Source organism: Nocardioides sp. P4_G4 (assembly GCF_056401085.1).
The window spans coordinates 36909-59954 of record NZ_JBFUKA010000012.1; the positions used below are offsets into that span (position 1 = coordinate 36909).

General features: G+C 72.1%; 16 protein-coding genes. 6 read left to right on the forward strand and 10 right to left on the reverse strand.

Features of this window, described 5'->3' with window-relative positions; translation table 11 throughout:
* Positions 1–2118 carry an aryl-sulfate sulfotransferase gene (locus AC1DQF_RS04640; RefSeq protein ID WP_477524037.1) on the reverse strand — a complete coding sequence of 706 codons (2118 nt, stop codon included), beginning with the start codon at positions 2116–2118 and terminating at the stop codon, positions 1–3.
* Positions 2119–2221: 103 nt separating this feature from the next.
* Between AC1DQF_RS04640 and AC1DQF_RS04645 the strand changes: the two genes are divergently transcribed.
* Complete coding sequence (locus AC1DQF_RS04645; protein ID WP_477524038.1) at positions 2222–4012, forward strand: hypothetical protein; 1791 nt, start codon at positions 2222–2224, stop codon at positions 4010–4012.
* Positions 4013–4088: 76 nt separating this feature from the next.
* On the opposite strand, the gene AC1DQF_RS04650 is transcribed toward AC1DQF_RS04645, so the two are convergent.
* Entirely contained in the window at positions 4089–4979 is an 891-nt protein-coding gene (locus AC1DQF_RS04650) for a PorA family protein (RefSeq protein WP_477524039.1), read from the reverse strand.
* 150 nt (positions 4980–5129) lie between these two features.
* On the opposite strand from AC1DQF_RS04650, the gene AC1DQF_RS04655 reads away from it, so the two are divergent.
* Both AC1DQF_RS04655 and AC1DQF_RS04660 read left to right on the forward strand, forming a co-directional pair.
* The gene (locus tag AC1DQF_RS04655; RefSeq protein WP_477524040.1) at positions 5130–7001 is read left to right on the forward strand and encodes a hypothetical protein; all 1872 of its coding nucleotides are present in this window, start codon (positions 5130–5132) and stop codon (positions 6999–7001) included.
* A 17-nt stretch (positions 7002–7018) separates the two neighbouring features.
* A complete protein-coding gene (locus tag AC1DQF_RS04660) occupies positions 7019–8227 on the forward strand; it encodes an acyltransferase family protein (protein WP_477524041.1) in 1209 nt (402 codons plus the stop codon).
* Here the strand turns inward: AC1DQF_RS04660 and AC1DQF_RS04665 are convergent.
* A complete protein-coding gene (locus tag AC1DQF_RS04665) occupies positions 8119–12240 on the reverse strand; it encodes an alpha-(1->3)-arabinofuranosyltransferase domain-containing protein (RefSeq protein ID WP_477524042.1) in 4122 nt (1373 codons plus the stop codon). The genes AC1DQF_RS04660 and AC1DQF_RS04665 overlap by 109 nt on opposite strands.
* On the reverse strand, positions 12207–12983 hold the full coding sequence (locus AC1DQF_RS04670) for a class I SAM-dependent methyltransferase (RefSeq protein WP_477524043.1): 777 nt from the start codon (positions 12981–12983) through the stop codon (positions 12207–12209). Before AC1DQF_RS04670 ends, AC1DQF_RS04665 begins: the two co-directional genes overlap by 34 nt.
* Before the next feature lie 40 nt (positions 12984–13023).
* Here AC1DQF_RS04670 and AC1DQF_RS04675 point away from each other — a divergent pair, with 40 nt between their 5' ends.
* On the forward strand, positions 13024–14181 hold the full coding sequence (locus AC1DQF_RS04675; protein ID WP_477524044.1) for a glycosyltransferase family 4 protein: 1158 nt from the start codon (positions 13024–13026) through the stop codon (positions 14179–14181).
* A 66-nt stretch (positions 14182–14247) separates the two neighbouring features.
* Here the strand turns inward: AC1DQF_RS04675 and AC1DQF_RS04680 are convergent, their stop codons facing one another.
* Both AC1DQF_RS04680 and AC1DQF_RS04685 read right to left on the reverse strand, forming a co-directional pair.
* A complete protein-coding gene (locus AC1DQF_RS04680; RefSeq protein WP_457208385.1) occupies positions 14248–14406 on the reverse strand; it encodes a DUF2613 family protein in 159 nt (52 codons plus the stop codon).
* 86 nt (positions 14407–14492) lie between these two features.
* The gene (locus AC1DQF_RS04685) at positions 14493–16211 is read right to left on the reverse strand and encodes an MmpA family trehalose lipid delivery protein (protein ID WP_477524045.1); all 1719 of its coding nucleotides are present in this window, start codon (positions 16209–16211) and stop codon (positions 14493–14495) included.
* Between the two features lie 85 nt (positions 16212–16296).
* Here AC1DQF_RS04685 and AC1DQF_RS04690 point away from each other — a divergent pair, with 85 nt between their 5' ends.
* Positions 16297–17547 (forward strand): lipopolysaccharide biosynthesis protein, encoded by a 1251-nt coding sequence (locus tag AC1DQF_RS04690; RefSeq protein WP_477524046.1) that lies wholly within the window; start codon positions 16297–16299, stop codon positions 17545–17547.
* Between the two features lie 44 nt (positions 17548–17591).
* Here AC1DQF_RS04690 and polA read toward each other — a convergent pair whose 3' ends face one another.
* Entirely contained in the window at positions 17592–20291 is a 2700-nt protein-coding gene (gene polA / locus AC1DQF_RS04695; RefSeq protein WP_477524047.1) for a DNA polymerase I, read from the reverse strand.
* A gap of 100 nt (positions 20292–20391) precedes the next feature.
* Between polA and AC1DQF_RS04700 the strand changes: the two genes are divergently transcribed.
* Complete coding sequence (locus tag AC1DQF_RS04700; RefSeq protein WP_477524048.1) at positions 20392–20832, forward strand: PaaI family thioesterase; 441 nt, start codon at positions 20392–20394, stop codon at positions 20830–20832.
* Between the two features lie 54 nt (positions 20833–20886).
* Here AC1DQF_RS04700 and AC1DQF_RS04705 read toward each other — a convergent pair whose 3' ends face one another.
* The 3 genes from AC1DQF_RS04705 to AC1DQF_RS04715 form a co-directional block, all read right to left on the reverse strand.
* Positions 20887–21465 (reverse strand): N-acetyltransferase family protein, encoded by a 579-nt coding sequence (locus AC1DQF_RS04705; protein ID WP_477524049.1) that lies wholly within the window; start codon positions 21463–21465, stop codon positions 20887–20889.
* 126 nt (positions 21466–21591) lie between these two features.
* Positions 21592–22302, reverse strand: a complete 711-nt coding sequence (locus tag AC1DQF_RS04710; protein WP_477524050.1) for an ABC transporter ATP-binding protein — start codon at positions 22300–22302, stop codon at positions 21592–21594.
* The coding region (locus AC1DQF_RS04715) for an ABC transporter ATP-binding protein (protein ID WP_477524051.1) at positions 22286–23046 on the reverse strand (761 nt) is incomplete at its 5' end. The genes AC1DQF_RS04710 and AC1DQF_RS04715, both read right to left, overlap by 17 nt.

The window sequence follows — 23046 nt, forward strand, 5'->3', positions numbered from 1 at the left end:
TCAGCGCCAGGTCGTGCGGGCCCATACCCGGTCCCGCGACGCGGGGTCCCGGTCGGACCGCGCGATGACGGTCACCGCGGCGCGGCGCTGGCGCACCTCCCGGCGGACCACCAGCCGGAAGGTAGTCGACTCCCCCGGCGCGAGGCGTGGGGTGCGCCGCACGGGCGAGGACCACCGGGGCGCCAGGACGTCGGCACGGGTCCGGAGCCGGACCAGGAAGCGCTCGGCCGTGGTGCCGTCGTTCTGGACGCGCACCCGGAACACCGAGCGCCGCAGCGCGCTCGCCGTGTGCACCGTCTGCCCGCGGCGTACGTCGTGCACGTCGCGGCCGTGCCACGGGTGTCCCACGGCCTTGAGGTGCAGGTCGGCGAGGTGGGTCACGCCCGCCGGGGTCGAGGCGGTGGGCGTCGGGGTGGGAACCGGGGTCGGCGTCGGGAGCGGTCCGGCGACGACGGTGTAGCTGCGCCGCGCGACCGTCTCGTTGCCGGCGCCGTCGCGTGCCGTGACCGCGAAGGTCCGGGCGCCGGGGGTCGAGGTGTCCCACCCCGTGACCGAGCACGAGCGGAGGGTGCTCCCGCCGCGGTCGGTGCACGAGGGTCGGGGCGCCGCGGTGTCGCCGACGGTGACGGCCTCAGCGGGTGCGGTCACCTCCACCTCCGGGGCGATCGCGTCCGGCACGTCGGCCTTGAGGGCGCGGTAGGTGAAGTACTTCGGGCTCTCCGGGGCCCTCAGCTCCCACAGGACCTCACCCGTCGGGGAGAGCTCGCTGGCCACGGCCCGGGTCTCCGCGGCCCAGCCCACCATGGTGTTGCCGTTGTCGAGGCGCTGGGCGGAGCCGGCGAAGATCGCGTAGCGGTCGCCCACCCGGAGGTCCTTGACCTCCCTCGCCTCCATGGTGGTCTCGTCGAGCGACCACTCCACGATCCGGCTGGGCTTGCGCGCGACGGGCGGCGCGGACGGGTCGTCCGGGTTCACGCACAGCGGGTCGTACTCCCAGGCGCGGTTGTCGAAGACCATGACGTGGCCGTCGGCGAGCTGGGTCGCGGTGTGCTGCGCGCACGGCCCCTCGTCGGGCGCCCCGTCGGCGTCGACGAAGGTGAAGTCGCTCTTCCTGCCTCCCAGCCTCCACACGACGTCACCCTGGTCGAAGCCGTCGTGGGCCTCGCGCGCGATCTTGAACACCGAGCTGAGGTGACGGAAGGAGACGAGGAGGTCCCCGTCGTCCATCACCTCGAAGGAGTTGATGTGCGCGTAGTCGCGGTTGCCGGCGTTGATGACGGTCTCGGCCGCGATGTCGACGTGGTCGGCACTGTTCCACGCGAAGAGCACCTCTCCGGTCGGGCTGAGGTGCTGGATGACGGCGTCGGTCCAGCCGGTCGCGGCGTCGGGCTCGTAGGACATGAGGTAGGCGGAGCCGTCGGGCTCCAGGATCGCGTCGTGCCCGTCGGTGTGCACCAGGCCCTTGGTGCGCAGCCGACGTACCTCACGGAACTGGGCGTCGAGCTCGACGATGTCCGCACCGTTCGCCCCGCCGCGCGCCACCGAGTAGTTCCCGTTGGGCTGCTTGTGCAGGTCCATCGAGTTGGGGGTCTGGAGGACGTACGACGGCACCCCGTTCTCGTCGACGGCGGCCTCGAAGAACGGCCCGGCCTCGATCCACTTGCCGAGGGTGAGCAGCACCATGCCGTCCTGGGTGGCGTCGGTGCTGGGGGTGGTCCGCTCGAGGACCGGGAAGCTGGTGGGCAGCACCACGAAGGAGTACGCCGCGGCGCCGCCGGCGTCGTCGATGAGGACCGAGATCTCGTCCCCGGCCTCGAGCCCGTCGACCACCGTCGAGCCGCCGACGACCGTGCTCCCGTTGACCCGCACGGTCCCCGCGGGGTCGGACGTGGAGGCCCGCACGGTCAGCGAGCCGGACGCCCCGGTGCCCGGGCGCACCGCGTAGCGCTCGAYGGACGGCGAGAACGCCGGGAACGTCACGGCACCGTCGCCCACCACGGCCACGGAGTGCTGCGGGGCGTCGGCGGCACTCGCCGTCGTCCCGGTCACAGGGAGCAGTCCCACCAGCAGGAGCAGGAGGATCGTGGTGGTCAGGACCGGGGCCCCGTGTCGTCGCATGCGCGACACGGTATGTCTAGACCGGCTCCCCCGTCCGGGGATTCGGTGAGGGCGCGCCCTGATGTTGCGTCGCGCTGCGATGCCCCGCACTACCATCGCCGCCGTGCCTTCACCCCGCGCGCTCGTCGCGACTCCTTACCGCCGTTGCGTGTTCGCACTGGTGCTCGTCACCCTCCTGTGGCGGGGATGGACCGTCTCGCGCTGGACGTGGCAGGACGATGACTGGTTGTACCTGGCCGACGCCCACACGATGGGCCTGGTGGACTACATGCTCCAGGACTACAACGCACACCTCATGCCCGGACAGTTCCTCGTCACGCGGGCCATCACCGTCGTCGATCCACTGGACTTCAGGTGGGCTGTCGCGCTGGTGGCGCTCGGCAGTGCCGCGGCGGTGCTCGCGTGGGCCCGTGCGCTGGCCGCGATCACCGGGGAGCGGGTGGCGCTGCTGGCCCCGCTGGCCCTCATCGCCCTGTCTCCCCTGTTTCTGCGTCCGACCATGTGGTGGGCATCCGCCCTGCAGGTCGTGCCGCTCCAGATCTGCATGGCGCTGCTCGTCCTTGCGGCCGCACACCACGTTCGTGAGCGTTCCAGAAGGTCGCTGTGCTTGCTCGTGGCCGCTCTGCTGCTGGGGCTGGCGTTCTGGGAGAAGGCGCTTCTCGCCGTCATCCCCGCAGTGGCGGTCCTCGTGCACCTGACTCCGGGGACGATGCGGGAGAGGCTGCGGGCCAATGTGATGCCCGTCGCCACCCTGGCAGCGACGTCGGTGGCCTACCTCGCCGTGTACGCCGCACTGATCGACCCTCAGGAGACCGAGAAGAACATGGGGGTCACCCTGGGCGCCGACCGCTCCGTCGGTCAGGTGGCAGATTTCTACTTCCGGGGCATGAGCGACCTCCTCGCCCCGGCACTGCTGGGTGGCCCGTGGGGCTCCATGCCACTGGCCACGGACTCCTTCGCGCGTCCTCCGCTCTGGCTCGCCGTCGCCAGCCTGGTTGTCGTCATCACGGTCCTGGGTCTGGTCGCACGCCGTCGACGCGGTGCGTGGCTGCCCCTCGCGATGGCGGGTGGCTATCTGGTCCTCTCATGGGGTCTCGTGCTCTTCTCGGTCAGGTTCGACCACATGCAGATGCGGGCCATCAACGACGAGCGGTACCACGTCGACAACTTCTCCGTCGCGGTGCTGGCGGGAGTCATGCTGCTCTCCTCACCCCGTTCGGTCCGAGCCCCCATCACTGTCGGGCGCCGGGCACTCCTCGCGGGAGGCGGCGCGCTGCTGGCAGCCTCGCTCGTCGTGGCCAACGTGGCCGGGGTGCATCGGATCGGCGTGCATCCCGGAAAGGGCTGGGTCGCTGCCCTCGACCGGCAGGTGGGCGCCGCCGGCGATCCCGTCGCGCTCGTGGACGCCAACACTCCCGACCGCGTCCTGTCCCCGGTCTTCTTCCCGGACTACGCGCGCCTGTCCCAGGTGCTTTCACCGTACGGCGGGCGCGTGGCCTTCGGCGGCCCGGCGGAGCGCCTGCGCATCGCCGACGACCGTGGGCAGCTGAGTCCCGTCCAGGTGGACGGCCAGTCTCACGCCCTGCCAGGACCCGACGAGGGTTGCGGCTTCGCACTGGGCGCTGCCTCCACCGTGGAGGTGCCGCTGTCCGAGGACCTCTACTTCTGGGACTGGGTGGTCCAGGTCAACACCGTGAGCGGGGAGGGCGGTTCACTCCTCGTGCAGGTGGGCGACACCTCGACCGTCGTGCCTGTGCTGCCCGGGGTGAGCCAGCAGCAGGCTCAGGTCGTGACCGACGTTCCCGGCTCCATCACGATCTCCACGCCAGACCAGCACGGCACCATCTGCGTCAGCGACGTCATCATCGGGAATCCGGCGCCTCTTCCCGGGTGACCCCGTGTGATCTCGAGATGACGAACGGCCCGCCGGCGAGGCCGGCGGGCCGTTCGTGGTGACTGCGGGGCCTGTCTCAGGCCTTCTCGTCCTTGCGCCCGGCGAAGACCAGGTAGGCGCCGGCCAGCAGGGCCAGGGCCCCACCGATGAAGCCGACGAGCGGCACCGTGCGGGTGATGAGGTCGATCTTGCTGCCGGAGTCCTTGGCCGACTCCACGTTGTCCGAGACCTGCTCGTCGGTGAACGCGAGGTCCAGGTCGAGCAGCACGTCACCGTTCTCGAGCGTGCGCAGCTCCTGCTGGGTCTGGTTGATGATCGACCCGGTCACGGGGTCGATCCACAGGTACTTGTCCTGCGAGTAGACGCCCTGGATGCCGTCGACCACCTCGGCCGACTGCTGGTCGACGACCACGTGGTACTTGTAGGTCTCGAGGCCCTCGAGGGTCTCGGTGCTGTCGTAGACCGCGTCCACCGGCGCGCCGAGCAGGCCGTCCCAGTAGGGGTAGTCCTTCTTCTCGGCGTCGAAGGGCCACTTGTTGATCAGGCCCTCCTTCTCCTCGGCGCCGGCCGGGAGGTACTTGCCGTTCACGGCCTCCGCGGTCGAGCGGTCGGTGGCGAAGACGTCGGTCGAGGCCGTGATCAGGCGACCCTCCGGGTCGTCCGCGTCGACACAGTCGGGGACGTCGCCCTCGTCGATGACGAGGCAGACCGTGTTGACGAACACGACGACGTTGTCGTCCGAGCGCTTGGAGTCGGCCTTGGTGATGCTGGTGGCCTTGACGTCCAGGCTCTCTACCTCCCCGCTCGCCGGGTTGAGCTTGTCGGCGCTCCCGGCCAGGCGGGTGGTGCTGTCGGTGTCCAGCGGCGTCCGCTTCACCTGGCCCGGAGCCCAGATGGAGGCCATCAGGCCGACCACCAACAAGAAGGCGCCGAGCGCGAGTAGCACCCAACCAATGATCTTGCGCACGACGAAAGTCCTCCCAGAAGTCGATGAGTCGCCGAAGGCTACCAGCAGGTAGGTCTTGTGGGGGGCCGTTCCCGCACAGCCGCGCGAACGTGTCCGACGGGGCCGGAAGAGCGGTGCTCCTGTGGCATAGTTCCCGCCCGAGGAGGGCCCGTGGACAAGGTATGGCCGTGGTTTTTCCACGTCGCGGAGGACGCGGATGAGGACTCCCGCACCCGCCGTCCGGGCTTCGCCCTCGACGCCGCCAGCGTGCACGTGGTGGCCCTCGTCCTGCTGGTCGGCCAGGTGGCGCTCCGCTGCTGGATGCTGCTCGGCAGCTGGTTCTACACCGACGACTACCGGCTGCTCGCCCAGTCGCGGGGCCAGGCCCTGGACCTCGACTACCTCACCTCCCCCTTCGACAGCCAGTTCATGCCCGTCGGCCGGCTGGTCGCCTGGGTGGTCAGCAACTCCGGCGAGGTGGCCACCGGCTGGGGAACGGCCGTCACCCTCACGATGCTCTCGTCCACGCTGGCCGCCCTTGCGTGCTGGTGGATGCTGGTCACGCTCTTCGGCGCCCGGCTCGAGGTCCTGCCCCTCTTCGCGCTCTACCTCTTCAGCGCGCTGAGTGCTCCGGCGCTCATGTGGTGGGCCGCCGGGCTCAACCAGCTCCCGCTCCAGACCCTCTGGTTCGCGGCGGTCGCGGCGTGGGTGCACCACCTGCGCGGTCGGCGGCTCGGCTGGCTGGCGATCACCACGGCCCTGCTGGTCGTCGGGCTGCTCTGCTACGTCAAGGTGCTGCTCGTCCTCCCGGTCCTGGCGCTGGTGGCGCTCGGCTACTTCGCCTCCGGCGGGCTGGTCTCCCGCCTCACGACCGTCCTGCGGCGCTACTGGCCGGCCGCCGTCGCCGGTGGCGCAACCGCCCTCCTGTACGTCGTCTACTACGCCGTCGCCGTGCCCCAGCCCTTCGTCGAGCAGGACCGCGGCACCGGCCTCGCCGGTGCGCTGGCGGACACGATGTTGGGCACCGCCTTCGGCAGCTCGGCGGTCGGCGGTCCGTGGCGCTGGGACACCCGCAACCCGCCCACCGGGTACGCCGACCCGCCGGCCTGGTCGGTCCACCTGGCGTGGGTGGTCCTGGTCGGGCTGGTGGTCCTCGGAGCGCTGCTGCGTCGTCGCACCGGCCGCGCGTGGCTCCTCCTCGCGCTGTCGCTCGCCGGCGCCTTCGTCCTGCTGCTGACCACGCGTGCTCCCGTCGCCGGCGCCGGCATCGGCCTGGAGATGCGCTACCTGACCGAGACCGTGTGTGCGCTCGTGCTCGCCCTCGGCCTGGCCTGGCTGCCGCTGCGCGGTTCCGTCGAGTGCAGCGAGCCCCGCCCGCGACCCCTGCTCGGCGTCGCACCGACACAGGCCCTGGCCGGGGTGCTCACGAGTGCCTACCTCGTCGGCGCCGTCGTCAGCACGGCGTCGTACGCACACATCTGGCACACCGACAACCCGGGCGCCGTCTACCTGCACCGGGTCAGCGACGCGGTCGACGCGGCGGGATCGCTCGACCTCACCGGCGGCACGGTGCCGCAGGAGGTGATGCCGGGCTACTCCTTCCCCTACAACACCCTCGAGGAGCTGGTGCCGCTCTACACCAGCCGGGCCGAGTTCCCCCCGATCAGCAGCACGCTGCACTCCGTCACCGACGACGGCACGGTGGCCCCCACCGTGATCGACCCTGCGGTGACGTCGCGCCCTGGGCCGACGCAGGAGTGCGGGTGGCGGGTGGGTGCCAGCGGGCGCTCGATCCCCCTCGAGACCGGGACCATCGACGTCGACTGGTGGCTGCGGATCGGCTACCTCTCCTCGCAGCGCACCGAGCTCACCGTGACCGCGGGCGACGTGAGCCGCGAGACCACCGTCAACCCCGGCATCGGCAGCCTGTTCGTCCAGGCCACCGGGGCCTTCGACGAGGTACGGATCTCCGGGCTGGCGCCCGGGACGACGCTGTGCGTCGACGTGATCGAGGTCGGCACCGCCGAGCCGGGAGCCCTGTGATGACCACGCGAGAGTCCGTGACCACCCCGACGACCCCAGCGAGCATTGAGGTCGCTCCCCAGTTCCCCGTGCTCGACACCCTGCGCGCCGTCGGCGCGCTCGCCGTGCTGACGACGCACACGTCCTTCCAGACCGGGGAGTACCTCGGCAACGGGGTCGGCGGCACCCTGCTGGCCCGCCTCGACGTCGGCGTGTCGATCTTCTTCGTGCTCTCCGGCTTCCTGCTGGCCCGGCCCTACCTCGCCCGGAGGGCCCTGGACATGCCCCGTCCCGGCCTCGCGACGTACTACGAGAAGCGCGCCCTGCGGATCCTCCCCGTCTATCTCGTCGTGGTGGTCATCGCCTACCTCTTCGTCGGCGGCAACGAGGACGCCGGGCCGAAGGACTGGCTCGCGTCGTTCGCGCTGATCGACTCCTTCGTCGACAAGTCGCTCCCCTACGGCCTCACCCACATGTGGAGCCTGGCCGTCGAGGTGAGCTTCTACCTGGTGCTGCCGGCCCTCATGCTCCTCGCCGCCGGCCGTCGCCTGCGTGGACGGCGGGTGGCGGTGGTCCTGGCGGCGATGGCGGCCACCAGCATCACGTGGCAGGTCCTGGCACCGCGCCTGGACGCCCACGTCGCGGGCTCCCCCGGCCTGTGGCTGCCGGCGTACCTCACGTGGTTCGCCGCGGGCATCGGCCTCGCCCTCGTCCACGTGCTGCACCAACGTGGGACCACGTCGCGCGTCGTCGACCAGGTCGTGGCGCTGGGACGCCAGCCGGGCGTGTGCTGGGCCCTGGCCGCCGGGCTGATGCTCGTGGCCGCGACCCCGCTCGCCGGCCCGACCCTGCTCGAGGCCCCGACCGTCGCCGAGTCGATCACCAAGCACGTGCTCTACACCTTCGTCGGCACGCTGCTCGTGCTCAGCGGCGTGTTCACGCTGCCCGGCGCCTACCGGTACGCCATGACCTGGCAGCCCCTGCGGCACCTCGGCCACATCAGCTACAGCATCTTCTGCGTCCACCTCGCCCTGCTGGCCGCGGTGTTCCGGGTGACGGGGATCGAGGTCTTCACGGGTCAGGGCCTGCGGGTCTGGGCCCTCACGGTGGTGATGTCGCTGCTCGCCGCCGAGGTCCTCTACCGCGTGGTGGAGCTGCCGGCGCTGCGCCTCAAGGGCCGGCTCCGTCGTCGCGAGTCCGCGTCCAGCAGGACCAGCAGGCCGGAGACGACCGCCACCACGAGGTAGGACGGCCACGCCAGGCTGCCCGCCCAGTCGTCCAACCCTCCCCACGGGAGGAAGGCGTAGACCCCCACCGCGGGGATCACCAGTGCCGCCACCAGACCCCTGGCCACCCCGGCATGGACGCGTCGCACCAGCCACACGGCCAGGGTCGCCACCACGGCGACCACAGCGCCGGCAAGGCCGGCCAGGAGCGCCCCCAGCACGGGGGCCAGGACGAGCGGCACCAGCGGGGGCAGCGCACGCTCGCCGACCGACGGGAGCTCACTGCCTGCGCGCCGACGTCGACCGACCAGGAGCAGGACGAGCAGGGCCAGCACGCCCAGCGCCCCGCCGAGAAGGGACCAGCGGTACGTCGTGCCCGGCGCGAACGTCGCGACGACCTCCGAAGGCTCACCGGAGGCGCGCCACCCCTGGCGCCACCCGTCGACCACGACCGGGGAGACGTCCGCTCCGTCCTGCGTCGCCTCCCAGCCGGGGTTGGTGTTCTCGTGCCCGGCCACGAGCCGCTGGCCGGCCTCGGGGAGGAGCCGCTCGCCGCCGGTGCCGTCCGAGCTGCCCCGGATCGTCCCGCCGTCGCCGAGGGGCAGTGCTGCGTGGCTCAGCACCGCCGACACCGGGGTGAAGGCGTCCGAGGCAGCCAGGACGACGTCGTTGTCGCCGGCGCGCAGCGAGAGCGTCCCGACCCCGCACGGGTTGGCCGGCACGACGACCCCGTTGAAGAGGTCGAGGGCGGACGCGCTCACGGAGGTCCGCAGCCGCACCCCGTTGGTCACCACGTCCGGGCCGGTGCCGCACGGCAGCTCGAGCGGCTCGTCGGTGATGAGGGCCGGCAGGCCCTGGGCGCCTCCCAGGCGCAGCTCGGTGATGCCGACGGGCACCGCACCCGTGGCGCCGCTGAAGTCCACGGTGGTGGCCGGCTCGGCATCGACCACGTCGAGGGTGAGCTCGTCGGTCCTGATGGGCGCGAACGTGGCGGTGCCGTCCTCGTCGAGCTCGACGCTCCGGCTCCCGCCGGGCCAGCGCAGCTCCAGCGACTGGGGTGCTCGCGCCGCGGTGTCGGGGTCGACGCTGATCTCGAGCGAGTCGATCGTCTGCGGTCGCAGCCACCTCAGGTCCACGCTCGGTCGCACGTCGGAGAGGTCGGCCGACCAGGTGGTGGCGTCGTTGCCGTCCACGGCGGCCAGCACCGAGCCCCGCGGGTCGGCGATGCCGCTCGACGAGGCCTGCACGTCCACGAACGAGTCCTGCCGGATCAGCGTCTCGAGCGCACGGCCCGGCACTCCCCGCACGCGCAGCGAGGCGTCGTACGCCGCGGCCTGCGGGAGGCTGACACGTCGCGCCATCCCCAGCGGCTCCTCGGCGGCGACCTCGCGACCCTGGACGCAGCGCACGTCGAGGTCGACGACCGCGCACCCGGTGCGCTCGTCGCCGAGTGCCCGCAGCACGATCGCGTCGGGGGCGCCCGCTCCGTCCGGCACCTCGGGCAACGCCAGGCGCCGGGTCGGGGTCACCCCCTCCATCTCGACCTCGGCGAGACCGAGCGGGGTGCTCGTACGTCCGGAGACATCGGTGATCCGGAGGACGTCAGACTCGGTGTCCCCCACCGTGATGCGGGTCGGGGTGTCCGGTGGCAGGACGATGGTGTCGCTGGTCCAGTCGTCGGTCGAGAGCTGAATCTCCTGGTCACCGACCAGGGCGCCGGTCACGACGACGGACCCGGGAACGACGTCGTCCTCGAGGTCGACCTCCCACCAGTGCTCGTCGTCGGTGAACCGCGAGCTCTGCCAGGACGTCGAGGGGTGGCCGTCGACCGCGGCGAAGGGCAGCCGCCCGGGCGCCGACGGCCCGGGTCCGGCGTCGGAGAGCGAGCTGGACGCACGGACCCCGTCGATCCCGTCGTACTCGACGAAGGTCGACCACCGGTCCGTGCCCGGCAGCTGGTAGTCCGGCACGGTCTCCTGGGGCGCCTCGGCCTGCTCGCGGGTGCGTACCGGCGAGGTCGCGTCGTGGATGCGACCGAAGTGGCGCACCACGGACCGGTAGCCGTCGGTGAGGACGAGCGGCGCGTCGCCGACCTCCTCGTCGCCCAGGTCCGCCGCGAGCCGGGTGGGGACCACGTCGTCGATCACCCCGAGCGCCGTCAGGTCGAGCAGGTCCTCGGGCCCGCCGACCACCACCGGCGCCACGCTGGCACCGGTCCCGGCGGCCGGCGGCTCGTCGAGGGCGTAGATCTCGACGGCGGCGTAGTCGTTCTGCCACCCGCCGTTGATGAGGGCCCTGCCGAGCTCCCCGTCGAGGTGGGCGCCGCCGCCGACCACCGGGCCGAACGTCGCCGCCAGCTCGATCCCGTCCGACTCGTCGAGGGCCTGGTGCACCAGCACCGGGTCGGGGTTGTCGTCGCCGCGCGCGAGGTCGTTGCGCACCACGACGTGGCTCACCCCGCTGCGCCGCAGGTAGTCGGCGAGTGCGGGCGAGCCCTCGCCCTGGGCGATCTGGTCCTCGACGGCGTCCAGCATCCGGATGTTGCCCGCCGGCGTGAGGGGTACGGCGTTGCGCACCGCCCACGGGGTGGAGGCGAGGGCCTGGAACGGCTCGTCGCGCGGGGACCCCCACACGTAGCTGCCGAACATGGTGCCGGGCAGGAGCAGCGCCACGCCGGAGTCCTGGTCGTCGGCGAGCCAGGCCGCCGCCTCGGTCCAGTAGTCCGGGACCTCCTCGAAGCCGCCGGCGGGAGTGATGCGGCCGGCGGCGGCGGGCGTCGCGGCGGCCAGCACGGCGAAGGCGACGATGCCCGCGACGATGCGGTAGTTGACCCGGTCGGGGCGCGCGGTGGCCGCGTCGCGGGCGTGGGCGACGAGTGCGTCCACGAGCCAGGCGAGCCCGAGCACCAGGGGCAGGCGGAGCACCGGGTCGAACTTGTGCACGTTGCGCAGCGGGGCGAGCACGCCGTCGAGGAGGTCCTGGAGGCCGGGCGCGAACCAGCCCTGCACGGCGCCGATGTGCCCCATGGAGACCAGGAACAGGCCGGCGACGACGCCGCTGATGAGGAACAGCCGGTGCGGCGTACGACGCAGCGCGATGCCGAGCACGCCGGCCATCAGGACGAAGGCGCTGTTGACGGGCAGGTAGAAGTCGCGGACCAGGTCGGTGCCGGCGCGGGCACCCGAGTCGACGTACGGCACCCAGTTGGAGGTGCCTCGCAGGGTGTCGACGAGGTTGGTCGGGATCGTGGTGATCCCCGCGGACTCGATGAAGTCGAGGAAGGGCGGGCTGTAGCTGCCGAGCAGGAACAGCGGCACGAGCCACCACAGCGTGGCCAGCAGGGTGAAGACCGGCCACCACAGCATCATCGCCCGACGACGCGGGCCGGGGGTGCGGGTCAGCAGCCACAGTGCCCCGAGGGGCAGGACGGCGCTGGTGGCGGCCGCGTTGACGCCACCGACCATGGCGATCGCCAGGGCCGAGAGGGCGGCCGCCCGGCGGGGCGAGCCCCGCTCGGCACCGATCACCAGTGGCAGCAGCACCCACGGCGCGAGGGCGCTCGGCCACACCTCGATGGAGCTCGGGCCGAGCACGGTGAGCATGCGGGGGGACAGCGCGAACGCGAGGCCGCCCAGCAGGCAGGCCAGGTCCGAGCGCACGCCCATGGCCCGCGCCACCTTGGCCGACCCGACCATGGCCACACACATGACCAGGGCCATCCAGAGCCTCTGGACGACCCAGCCCGGCAGGTCGACGAGGCCGCCGAGGGCGAAGAACGGCCCCATCGGCCACAGGTAGCCGTAGGCCTGGTTCTGGAGCTGGCCGAAGGCCCCCTCGCCGTCCCAGAGGTGCGCCGCCCGACCCAGGAAGTCGAGGGGGGCGATCGCCAGGTCCAGCTTGGTGTCGGCGACCAGCAGCCCCGGTGACTGGGTCAGGGCCACCCCGACGAGCAGCATGCAGGCGGCGAGGAGCCGCCACCGGAACCGCGAGCCGTCCTGGGTCACTTCTTCCGCAGCACGAGCACGAGGTTCCATGTCACCACCTCTCGCACCACCGGCACACGGAGCAGCCAGCGGCTCCACCAGGGGTTGTAGCGCGGGAGGACGTGCACGACCTCGGCGTGCTGCTGGGTGCCGGCCCAGCGCAGGCCGTCGGCGACGGTGACGGCGAAGAGGGACTCGCCGTACTTGTTCTTGGGCTCGTGACCGTGCTTTGCGGCGTACCGCCGGCGGGCCCGGCGACCGCCGAGGAAGTGCCACGGCGACGTCTCGTGGCCGCCCCACGGGCCGAACCAGGTCGTGTAGCTGACGAAGGTGAGGCCACCGGGGCGGGTGACCCGGACCATCTCCTCGGCCATCCGCCACGGGTCCGGCACGTGCTCGAGGACGTTGGAGGAGTAGCAGACGTCCACGCAGTCGTCCGCGAACGGGAGCTGCATGCCGCTGCCGATGACGGTGCCGGCCCCGATGTCACCCGCGCCGGCGAGCTCGCCGACGTCGGAGTCGAGGGCGAGGTAGGTCGCACCGGCCGCGCGGAAGGCGTCGCGGAAGTAGCCGGGCCCGCCGCCCACGTCGAGCAGCACGGCACCGTCGAGGTCGGCGTAGTGCCCGACCTGGGCCGCCGAGTCCTGGGCCAGCGCGGTGTAGAAGCGCGCCGGGTCGGGCTGCTCGTAGCGGAACTCGGTGAAGAGGTGGAGCGAGCGTCGCAGGTCGGCCCGCCAGGGTCGCTGCCCCGAGGAGGCGGGGGGCACCTCGGTGGGACGGGTCTGGCTCGGCACGCGCAGACCCTACCCCGCAGTAGCTGTACGGTGTGCCGCAATGTCCGACGTCCACGACCTCAACGGCCGCCACATCGCCTTCTTCAGCTGGCGTGACACCCACAACCCCGAGGGCGGCGGCGCGGAGCGCTACCTCGAGAAGATGGCGGACGGTCTGGTGGCCCGCGGCGCCCGCGTCACGATCCTCTGCGCGGCCCACGCCGCCGCACCCCCGGACGAGACCGTGGACGGCGTCCGGTTCCTGCGCCGCGGCACCAAGCTGACCGTCTACAAGGAGGGCGTCTCGGCCCTGCTGCGCCGGGAGCTGGGGCACGTCGACGCCGTCGTGGACGTCCAGAACGGGCTGCCGTTCTTCACCCGCCTCGCCACCCGCCGGCCCGTCGTCGTCCTCGTCCACCACGTGCACCGCGAGCAGTGGCCGGTGGTCTACCCCGGCCTCAGCGGCCGCGTCGGCTGGTGGATCGAGCGGCGCCTGGCCCCCCGCCTCTACCGGGCCTGCCAGTACGTCGCGGTGTCCCGCGCCACCCGCGGCGAGCTCGTCGACCTCGGCGTCGACCGCGAGCGCATCGCAGTCGTCCACAACGGCACCGACCCGGTCGTCCCGGTGGGCGTGGGCAAGGCGGCGTACCCGATGATTGCGGTCGTCGGCCGCCTCGTCCCGCACAAGCAGGTGGAGCACGCCATCGACGCGGCGCTCGCCCTGCGGGTCCACCACCCCGACCTGCGGCTCCACGTCGTGGGCGGCGGGTGGTGGGAGGCCGAGCTCCACGAGTACGCCGCGTCGCGCAACGCCGGCGACACGGTGGTGTTCGAGGGTCACGTCGACGAGCGGCGCAAGCACGAGGTCTACGAGCGGGCGTGGCTGCTGGCCCTGCCGTCGCTCAAGGAGGGCTGGGGCCTGGTGATCGGCGAGGCCGGGATGCACCGGACCCCGACGGTGGCCTACCGGTCGGCCGGCGGCACCCGGGAGTCGGTCGCCGACGGACGCTCGGGGGTGCTGGTCGACGACGAGTCTGCCTTCACGACGACCCTGGGCCGTCTGGTCGACGACCACGACGAGCGGGCCCGGCTCGGCGAGGGTGCCCACGCGATGAGCCACCAGTTCACCTGGGGTCACGCGCAGGAGTCGTTCGCCCACGTCGTGGCCAGCGCGCTGCGCGGCGAGACGATCGACAGCCAGGACCCGGACGAGGAGTAGACCTCGCGGGCAGGGGTCAGGCCGGGAGGCCTGACGGGGGGCGCAGCGACGAGCCGCGCCCGTGGGTCACTCCGCGACGGTGCCGTACTCGAGGGCCGGGGCCTCGGCGTTGGCCGGGGACTGGTCGGGGGCACCCGTCTGGGACGAGATGACGCCCATCAGCGTGGTGACACCAAGAACAGCACCAGCAACGATGCTCACGAGCGGCGCAACGACAGATCCCATAGTGGATGACCCTCCTCAGGTACGTCGCGGACCCTACCAGCCGGTACGCCCCCGCGTGCCATTTGCGCACCCGAATCTCCCGCACATCAGGGACGGGCCCGTCGGCGGCGTCGCACCCCTCCGGCGAGAGCCCCCACCGGCACCAGCAACCAGAGCATCCAGGCCGCCGCCACGAGTGCCCTCCGGCCCCGAGACGGCTGCGAGGCATCGGCCGGTCCGAGCTCGATGACGGCGAGGTCGCCGTCCAGCGTGGTCGTGCCGGCCAGCTCCGGCACCGGGTATCCCTCGATCTCCTCCACCACCACGACCGAGACCCCTGCCTCGCGCAGCTGCGCGGAGCGCGCCCCGGGCGAGTCGGCCCCCAGCGCGGCCGCCACCAGGGCGGCACGGGGGTCCTCCCCCGCGATCCTGGCGCCGGAGACGACCAGCTCGTCGTTGACGACGACCGGCCGGTCCAGGTAGCGACCCAGGGGGTCCAGCACCCGGCGCCCGTCGTTCCACGCCGGCGCGCGGTAGCTCACGAAGGGCAGGGACACCGCGTCGCCGGCCGCGGCGCGCGAGACCGCTGCACGTGCGTCGTCGTACGCCGCGGGGTAGGCCACGGCGTCGAGCCGGCCACCCACGCCCCACGCCGCGTCGGGCATCAGGCTGAGCGGCACCAGGGCCAGCACGCCGCCGACGAGCAGGCGTGTCGCGCGGTCCGGAAGACGGTCGAGCAGGGCGTCGACGGCCACGGCCACCAGCACGACCACCAGCGGGACCGCCAGCCCCAGCAGGCGCGACCCGTCACGGACCAGTCCGCCCCCGGGCACGTGGGCGGCGAGCTGGCCGAGCACCCCCGGGGCCGCCCAGCTGAGCACGGCCAGTCCCGTCCCCACGGCCCAGCCCACGACCAGCCCGCCGAGCCCGACCACGTGCGCGCGGCCCCGGACCACGCGCACGAGGCCGACGACCGCAGCGGCCAGCAGGACGATGGTCATCACGAGTCCGGCCCAGCCGGTGCGCGAGGTCGGCACGACCTCGGCGTTCCAGATGCCGCCGAACGACAGCGCCGCCAGCGCCCCGGGCAGCAACCCCTCCCCGGCGGTGGCGAAGAGCTCCGCCCCCGCGGGGTCGGACGTCGCGGACGAGGACTGCACCAGGCCGGCCACCAGCCACGGTGCGTTGGCGGCAGCCAGCCAGCCGATCAGGACCAGGGTGCGTCGCGGGTCCGAGCGGCGTACGCCGAGGGCCAGCGCGGCGACCGCCGTCGCCAGCCCGGCGCTGGCGCTCAGGCTGCCCAGGAGAAGGAGGACAGGGAGCCGCGCGGGCAGTCGGGTCCCGCCGCCCGGGTCCCGGACCACGACCGCCACCCACAGCAGCGCGGCGTACCCCACCAGGAGCGGCCAGTGCCCGATGACCAGGCGCTCGACGACGAACGGGTTCCACACGGCCACCGTCGCGGCAACGAGGCGTGCCGGGGTGGACCGGTCCCGGACGAGCGCCGCCGCCCCGGCACCGGCCATCGCCAGGGCCCCGACGAGCACGACCTTCTGCAGCACGATGGCGGGCACGACGTCGTCCAGCACCGCGACGAGCGCGTCGGAGGGCACGGCCCGGGGCAGCGCGCTGCCCAGCCCGAGCGTGTCGGCGCGCAGGTCGAGCCGGGGCACCCAGACCATGTCGTAGCTCAGCACGTAGCCCCAGCCGAGCGCCGGCCCCAGCACCAGCAGGGACAGCAGCAGCGACCAGCCGGCGGGGAGCCAGTCCGTGGCGCGGCCGCGCGAGGCACCGACGACAGGAGCGACGGGACTGCTCGCGGACACCGGTGCTCCCTCCAGCACGCCGACGCTCCGGCGGAGCAGGCGGGCGTCCGACCCTACTGGGCGCCGACCCCTTAGGCTCCCCTGCGTGGCAGTCACCGATCGCGTCCGCAGCCTGGCGCAGACCAGCGCCGGCATCGCGATCGCGATGGGCATCATGAACGTCGCGACCTACGGCTTCACGATGCTGGCGACGTACCTGCTCGGCCCCAAGGACTACGGCGCGCTGATCGCGGCCATGAACTTCCTCATGGTGGTGAGCGTCCTGTCCCTCGGGCTCCAGGCCACCGCCGCCAGGCGCATCTCCGCCGATCCCGGCCACGTCGCCCAGATCGAGCGCTCCATCATGCGCGTCACCTACCGCGCGTCCCTGGCCCTCGGGCTGCTGCTGCTCGCGCTGACCCCGCTCATCGACCGGTTGCTGCGGCTCGACAGCCTGGCGACCACCGCCCTCATCGCGGTCGCGGCGGTCCCGCTGACCGTGATGGGCGGACTTGCGGGCATCCTCCAGGGCGAGCGCCGCTGGGGTCCCCTCGGCCTCGTGTACATCGCGGCGGGCGTCCCCCGACTGGTCATCGCCACCGCGCTGGTGCTGTGGTCCCCCGGCGAGCTCACCGCCCTGCTCGGTGTCGCCATCAGCGCCTTCGCCCCCGCCGTGGTCGGCTGGTGGGCGCTGCGCACCGAGCGGCGTCCCGGGGAGGTCAGCGACGCGCACCGCGGGGGAGCCATCTTCAAGGAGAGCCTGCACAACTCACAGGCCCTGCTCGCCTTCTTCGCGCTCTCCAACGTCGACATCATCGTGGCCCGCAACGTGCTCTCCGACCACGACTCCGGCCTGTACGCCGCGGGCCTGATCATCACCAAGGCGATGCTCTTCCTGCCCCAGTTCGTGGTGGTCGTCGCCTTCCCGTCCCTGGCGACCGCCCACGAGCGCCAGCGCGCGATGGTCCGCAGCCTGACCCTGATCGCGGGGCTCGGCGTCGTGGGCACGCTGGCCGCGTGGCTGCTGGCCCCGGTGGCCATGGTGTTCGCGGGGGGCGCCGGCTTCGCCGAGATCCAGCCCTACCTGTGGCTCTTCGCGCTGCTCGGCACGCTGCTGTCGATGATCCAGCTGCTGGTCTACTCGGTGCTGGCCCGCCAGGGCCGGTGGACGGTGCTGGCCGTCTGGGTCGCCCTGGCCTGCGTGATCGGCATCGGCCTCACCCAGGACACCATCCTGGGCCTGGCGACCACGGTCGTGGTGGTCGATGCGCTGCTGCTGCTGCTCCTGCTCGCCGCCGCCGTCTACTTCCAGCGTGAGCACGACGTCCCGGACCGGGAGTCGGCCCGGACCGCCTGATCCCCCGGGCGTGAGCGGCGGGTGCGCTCGCCGGGCCGCGGCCCTCAGTGGGCGGCTTCGTGCCAGCTGCGCCCGGTCCCGACGGAGACGTCGAGCGGCACCGCGAGGTCGGCGGCAGCGCCCATCTGCTCGCGCACCAGGGCCGCCAGGGCCTCCCGCTCCCCGGTGGCGACCTCGAAGACGAGCTCGTCGTGGACCTGGAGCAGCATCCGCGACCGCAGCCCCTGCTCGGCCAAGGCACGCTCGACGCCCAGCATCGCCACCTTGACGAGGTCGGCCGCGGAGCCCTGGATGGGTGCGTTGAGGGCCATCCGCTCGGCGGTCTCACGGCGCTGCCGGTTGTCGCTGGTCAGGTCGGGCAGGTAGCGGCGCCGGCCCATGATGGTCTCGGTGAACCCCGAGCGGCGCGCCTCGTCGACGATGCCGCCGAGGTAGTCGCGCACTCCGCCGAAGGTCTCGAAGTACTCGTCCATCAGTCCGGCGGCCTCGCCCGTGCTGATCCGCAGCTGCTGGGAGAGCCCGAACGCCGACAGGCCGTAGGCGAGGCCGTAGTTCATCGCCTTGATCTTGGCCCGCTGCTCGGTGCTCACCGCGTCGGCATCGACCCCGAACACACGCGCGGCGGTGATCGAGTGGAAGTCCTGCCCGGAGCGGAACGCCTCGATGAGCAGGGCGTCCTCGGACAGGTGCGCCATGATCCGCATCTCGACCTGGCTGTAGTCGGCGGTCATCAGGCACTCGTGGCCCTCACCGACCACGAAGCCCTCGCGGATGCGGCGGCCGGCCTCGGTGCGGATCGGGATGTTCTGGAGGTTGGGATCGGTGCTGGAGAGCCGACCGGTCGCGGCAATGATCTGGTTGTACGTCGTGTGGATCCGCCCGTCGGGTGCGACCGTCTTGAGCAGGCCCTCCACGGTCTGACGCAGCCGGATCACGTCGCGGTGGCGCAGCAGGTGCTGCAGGAAGGGGTGCTCGGTCTTCTCGAACAGCTGCTGGAGGGCATCCGCGTCGGTGGTCCAGCCGGTCTTGGTGCGCTTGGTCTTGGGCATGTCGAGCTCGTCGAAGAGCACCACCTGCAGCTGCTTGGGCGAGCCGAGGTTGATCTCCTTGCCGATGACGTCGTAGGCGTCCTGGGCAGCCGCGCGGACCTGGTCGCCGAACTCCGACTCGAGGCCCTCGAGGTAGCCGGTGTCGACTGCGATGCCGGTCTGCTCCATGCGCACGAGCGTGTCGATGAGCGGCAGCTCGACGTCGGCCAGCAGCTGGGTGCCGCCGTGCTCCTCCACGGAGGCGTCGAGCGCCTCCGCGAGGTCAAGCACCGCCTTGGCGGTCAGCATCGCCACGTCGCTGGCACCCGTGTCGTCGAGCGCGTCCAGGGTGAGCTGGTCGCTGTCGGCGGTGTCCTGGCGCAGCTCCCGCTTGAGGTAGCGCAGGGTGAGGTCGGCCAGGTCGTAGGAGCGCTGGTCGGGCTGGACGAGGTACGCCGCGAGCGCGGTGTCGACCGCGAGCCCGCCCAGCTGCCAGCCACGGGCGGCCAGGGCCAGGATCGGCCCCTTGGCGTCGTGGAGCACCTTGGGGCGCTGCGGGTCGGCCAGCCATGTGGCAAGGGCCTCGTCGTCCTCCGGCGACACCTCGGTCACGTCGACCCAGGCCGCCGCGCCGCCCGCGGTGGCGACGGCCAGCGACACGACCTCTCCGGTGCCGGCGCGCCAGGAGCCCTGGACGGCCACGCCGACCCGCTCCCCCGCCGCGACGTGGGCGTCGAGCCACGCCGCCACGGTGCCGGTGGTCAGCCGCTCGCCGTCCAGCTCGAAGCCACCCTCGGCGGCCTCGGCGCCGGCCGGGTCGGGGTCGATGGTGTCCATCAGGCGGGTGCGCAGCTCGCCGCGGAACTCCAGCTCGTCGAGGAGCTCGAGGCCGGCGGTGCGGTCCCAGGGCTGACGGGCGGTCTCGCCGGGGCGCACGGGCAGGGTCAGGTCGCGCACCAGCGCGTTGAGGCGACGGTTGCGGATCACGTCGCCGAGGTGCTCGCGCAGGGCCTCGCCCTTCTTGCCGGTGATCTCGTCCGCGCGGGCGATGACGTTGTCGAGGCCGTCGTACTGGTTGATCCACTTCGCGGCATAGCCCTGCCCGACCCCGGGCACGCCGGGGAGGTTGTCGGAGGTCTCCCCCACGATGGCGGCGAGCTCGGGATAGCGGTAGGGCGGGACGCCGTACTTGTCCTCGACGTAGGTGGGGGTGAGGCGTGCCAGGTCGCTCACCCCGCGCATCGGGTAGAGCACCGTGGAGGTCTCGGTCACCAGCTGGATGGAGTCGCGGTCGCCGGTGAGGATCAGCACCTCCATGCCCTCGGCCACCGCCTGGGTGACGAGGGTGGCGATGATGTCGTCCGCCTCGTAGCCGTCGAGCTCGAGGTGGGTGATGTGCAGCGTGTCGAGGACGCGCTTGATCAGCGGCAGCTGGCTGCTGAACTCGCCTGGCGTCTTGTTGCGCTTGGCCTTGTACTCGGCGTACTCCTCGAGGCGGAACGTCTGCCGCGACTTGTCGAACGCGACCGCGACGTGGGTCGGCACCTCGTCACGCAGCACGTTGACGAGCATCGAGGTGAAGCCGTAGACGGCGTTGGTGTGCTGCCCGGTCGCGGTCGCGAAGTTCTCCACCGGGAGGGCGAAGAAAGCGCGATAGGCCAGCGAGTGACCGTCGAGGAGCAGGAGCCGGGGGCGAGAGTCATTCGTCTGCGACACGCAGCGACTCTAGCCGTCGCCGCCGACACCGGGACCCACCCGTGCCCGTCGTACGACGGCCCTCCCGACGTGGCGGGACGCGTCGGCCACAATGGCGCCCATGAGCGACCAGCCCCCCACCGACCCGGCCCTCTCCTCCGTCGACGCCGTCCTGGCCCAGATGCCCGAGGGGATGGGCGCCCTGAACGAGAAGATGGGCATCGAGATCACCGAGATCAGCCCCGAGCGCATCGTGGCGACGATGCCGGTCGAGGGCAACACCCAGCCCTACGGACTGCTCCACGGCGGTGCGTCGGTCGTGCTCGCCGAGAGCCTGGGCTCCGTCGGGTCGGCGATCGCCGCAGCACCCGACCGGATCGCGGTCGGCGTGGACATCAGCGCGACCCACCACCGCTCGGCGACGTCCGGCACCGTCACCGGCGTGGCCACGCCCGCGCACATCGGGCGCAGCATGGCGACGTGGGAGGTCGTGGTCTCCGACGAGCGGGGCAAGCGCGTCTGCACGGCGCGCATCACCTGCGCCCTCATCCCCGCCCGCTGACGTCCCCGGTCCGGGGAACCGGGCCGGCCGGGATCCTCGTGACCGGTCAGCCGGTCAGCCGGCGACGTTCTCGCGGCTGATGCGCCGGGCCGCGAGCACGCGGTCGATGTGGCGCGAGCCGCCCTGGCGGGTGGCCGGGCGACCGGCCGAGCGACGGGCGGAGAGCTTGGCGCGCACCGCGACGGTCGTCGCGGCACGGAGCGTGGCCTGCGGCGTGAACGAGAGCCGGGCCATGAAGCGGTTGGCGTCGCGCGAGCTCGACACGGCGGCGGTGGAGAGGGTGCCGATGCCGTGGGCCTCGGCGAACCGCACGGCCGCCTCGATGAGGGCCGATCCCACGCCGTGGCGACGGAAGTCCGGGAGCACGTGGGGCGAGACCGCCAGCACGGCCGGCTCGAGGTTGAGGGGCGTGAGGGTCGTGGCGCTGAGGTGGATCGCGCCGGCGACCTGCCCGTCGTACTCCGCAACCATGATCGCCTGGTCGCGGTCGTCCTGCACGGCGGCGAGCACCTGACGGAGGTCGCTCAGCTGCTCGTCGCTCGAGCCGCGGCGCAGGATGTCGCCCCACAGCTCGCGCAGCACAGGCAGGTCATCCGCTACAGCAGCACGCACGCACACCGGTGTCCGGCTCATGCTCCCACTTCCCACAATCGGCCCCGTAGCTCTGGTGAGTTTCCCGTCCGCCGGATCCACCCGGCGCACCCCGAGGACCCTACGCCCGTGCCGGGCGCGGTGTCCCGCGAGGTGGCGAAGTTTGACTCAGGCCACGCCGAGGTAGGCCTCGCGCACGCTGGGGTCGTCCAGCAGGGCCGCGCCCGAGCCGGTCTTGACGATCCGGCCGGTCTCCAGGACGTAGGCCCGGTCGGCCCGTGAGAGCGCCTGCTTGGCGTTCTGCTCCACCACCAGGATGGTGGTGCCCTGCTCGGCGATCTCGCTGATGATCGAGAAGATCTGCTGGATCAGCATGGGCGCCAGGCCCATGGAGGGCTCGTCGAGCAGCAGCAGCTTGGGCCGTGACATCAGCGAGCGACCGATGGCCAGCATCTGCTGCTCGCCGCCGGACATCGTTCCGCCGACCTGCTTGCGGCGCTCCTGGAGCCGCGGGAACAGTCCGAAGACGCGCTCCAAGTCCTCGGCGATGCCGGCCTTGTCCTTGCGGGTGTAGGCACCCATGTCGAGGTTCTCGGTCACGGTCATGCCGGGGAAGACGCCTCGCCCCTCGGGGGTGAGGCACAGCCCCTTGCGCATCCGTTGGTCGGCGCGGAGCTTGGTGACGTCCTCGCCGTCGAAGGTGATGGACCCCGCGTGCAGGCCACGTACGCCGGAGATGGCGCGCATCGTCGACGTCTTGCCGGCGCCGTTGGCGCCGATCAGCGCAACGACCTCGCCCTCGGCGACCTCGAGACTGATGCCGTGCAGCGCCTCGATCTTTCCGTAGTTGAGGACGACATCCTCAAGCTTGAGCAGCATCGTCCGGCTCTCCTAGGTAGGCGGCAATGACCTTGGGGTTGCGAGCAACGTCCGCTGGCAACCCTTCGGCGATCTTCTGACCGAACTCCAGCACGATCAGGCGGTCGGTGACACCCATGACGAGCTTCATGTCGTGCTCGATCAGGAGCACGGTCAGGCCGCCGTCACGGATCCGACGGATCAGGTTCATCAGGTCGGCCTTCTCGGCCGGGTTGAAGCCGGCAGCAGGCTCGTCCAGGCACAGCAGCTTGGGCTCGGTCGCCAGGGCCCGGGCGATCTCCAGACGCCGCTGGTAGCCGTAGGGCAGGTTGCGAGCCAGCTCGTGGGCGCGATCGGCGATGCCGACGAAGCGCAGCATCTCCATCGCCTTCAGGCGACCGGCCCGCTCCTCGAGCGCGTGCCGACTGATGCCGAACACCTTCGCGAAGCCGCGTGCGATCGCGTTGTCGGGGAGCTCGCTCTCCTTGGGCCGGACGCGGTAGAGCCGGAACAGCGCCCCCATCACACTGGTCTTGTGTCGCGCGTCGGCGCCGACCATGACGTTCTCCATGGCCGACATCTCGGGGAACAGCCGGATGTTCTGGAACGTCCGGGCGATGCCGAGGGCATTGATCTTGTGGGGCTTGCCGCCACTGATCTTCGTGCCGTCGAAGCGGATCTCGCCCGAGGTCGGGGTGTAGACGCCGGTCATGACGTTGAAGCAGGTGGTCTTGCCGGCGCCGTTTGGGCCGATCAGCCCGAGGA

Bases quoted from the DNA above. Each gene is read 5' to 3' on its own strand.
- AC1DQF_RS04665 (WP_477524042.1), bottom strand. From the start codon at position 12,240: ATGGAACCTCGTGCTCGTGCTGCGGAAGAAGTGACCCAGGACGGCTCG.
- AC1DQF_RS04675 (WP_477524044.1), top strand. From the start codon at position 13,024: ATGTCCGACGTCCACGACCTCAACGGCCGCCACATCGCCTTCTTCAGC.
- AC1DQF_RS04680 (WP_457208385.1), bottom strand. From the start codon at position 14,406: ATGGGATCTGTCGTTGCGCCGCTCGTGAGCATCGTTGCTGGTGCTGTT.
- AC1DQF_RS04700 (WP_477524048.1), top strand. From the start codon at position 20,392: ATGAGCGACCAGCCCCCCACCGACCCGGCCCTCTCCTCCGTCGACGCC.
- AC1DQF_RS04705 (WP_477524049.1), bottom strand. From the start codon at position 21,465: ATGAGCCGGACACCGGTGTGCGTGCGTGCTGCTGTAGCGGATGACCTG.
- AC1DQF_RS04710 (WP_477524050.1), bottom strand. From the start codon at position 22,302: ATGCTGCTCAAGCTTGAGGATGTCGTCCTCAACTACGGAAAGATCGAG.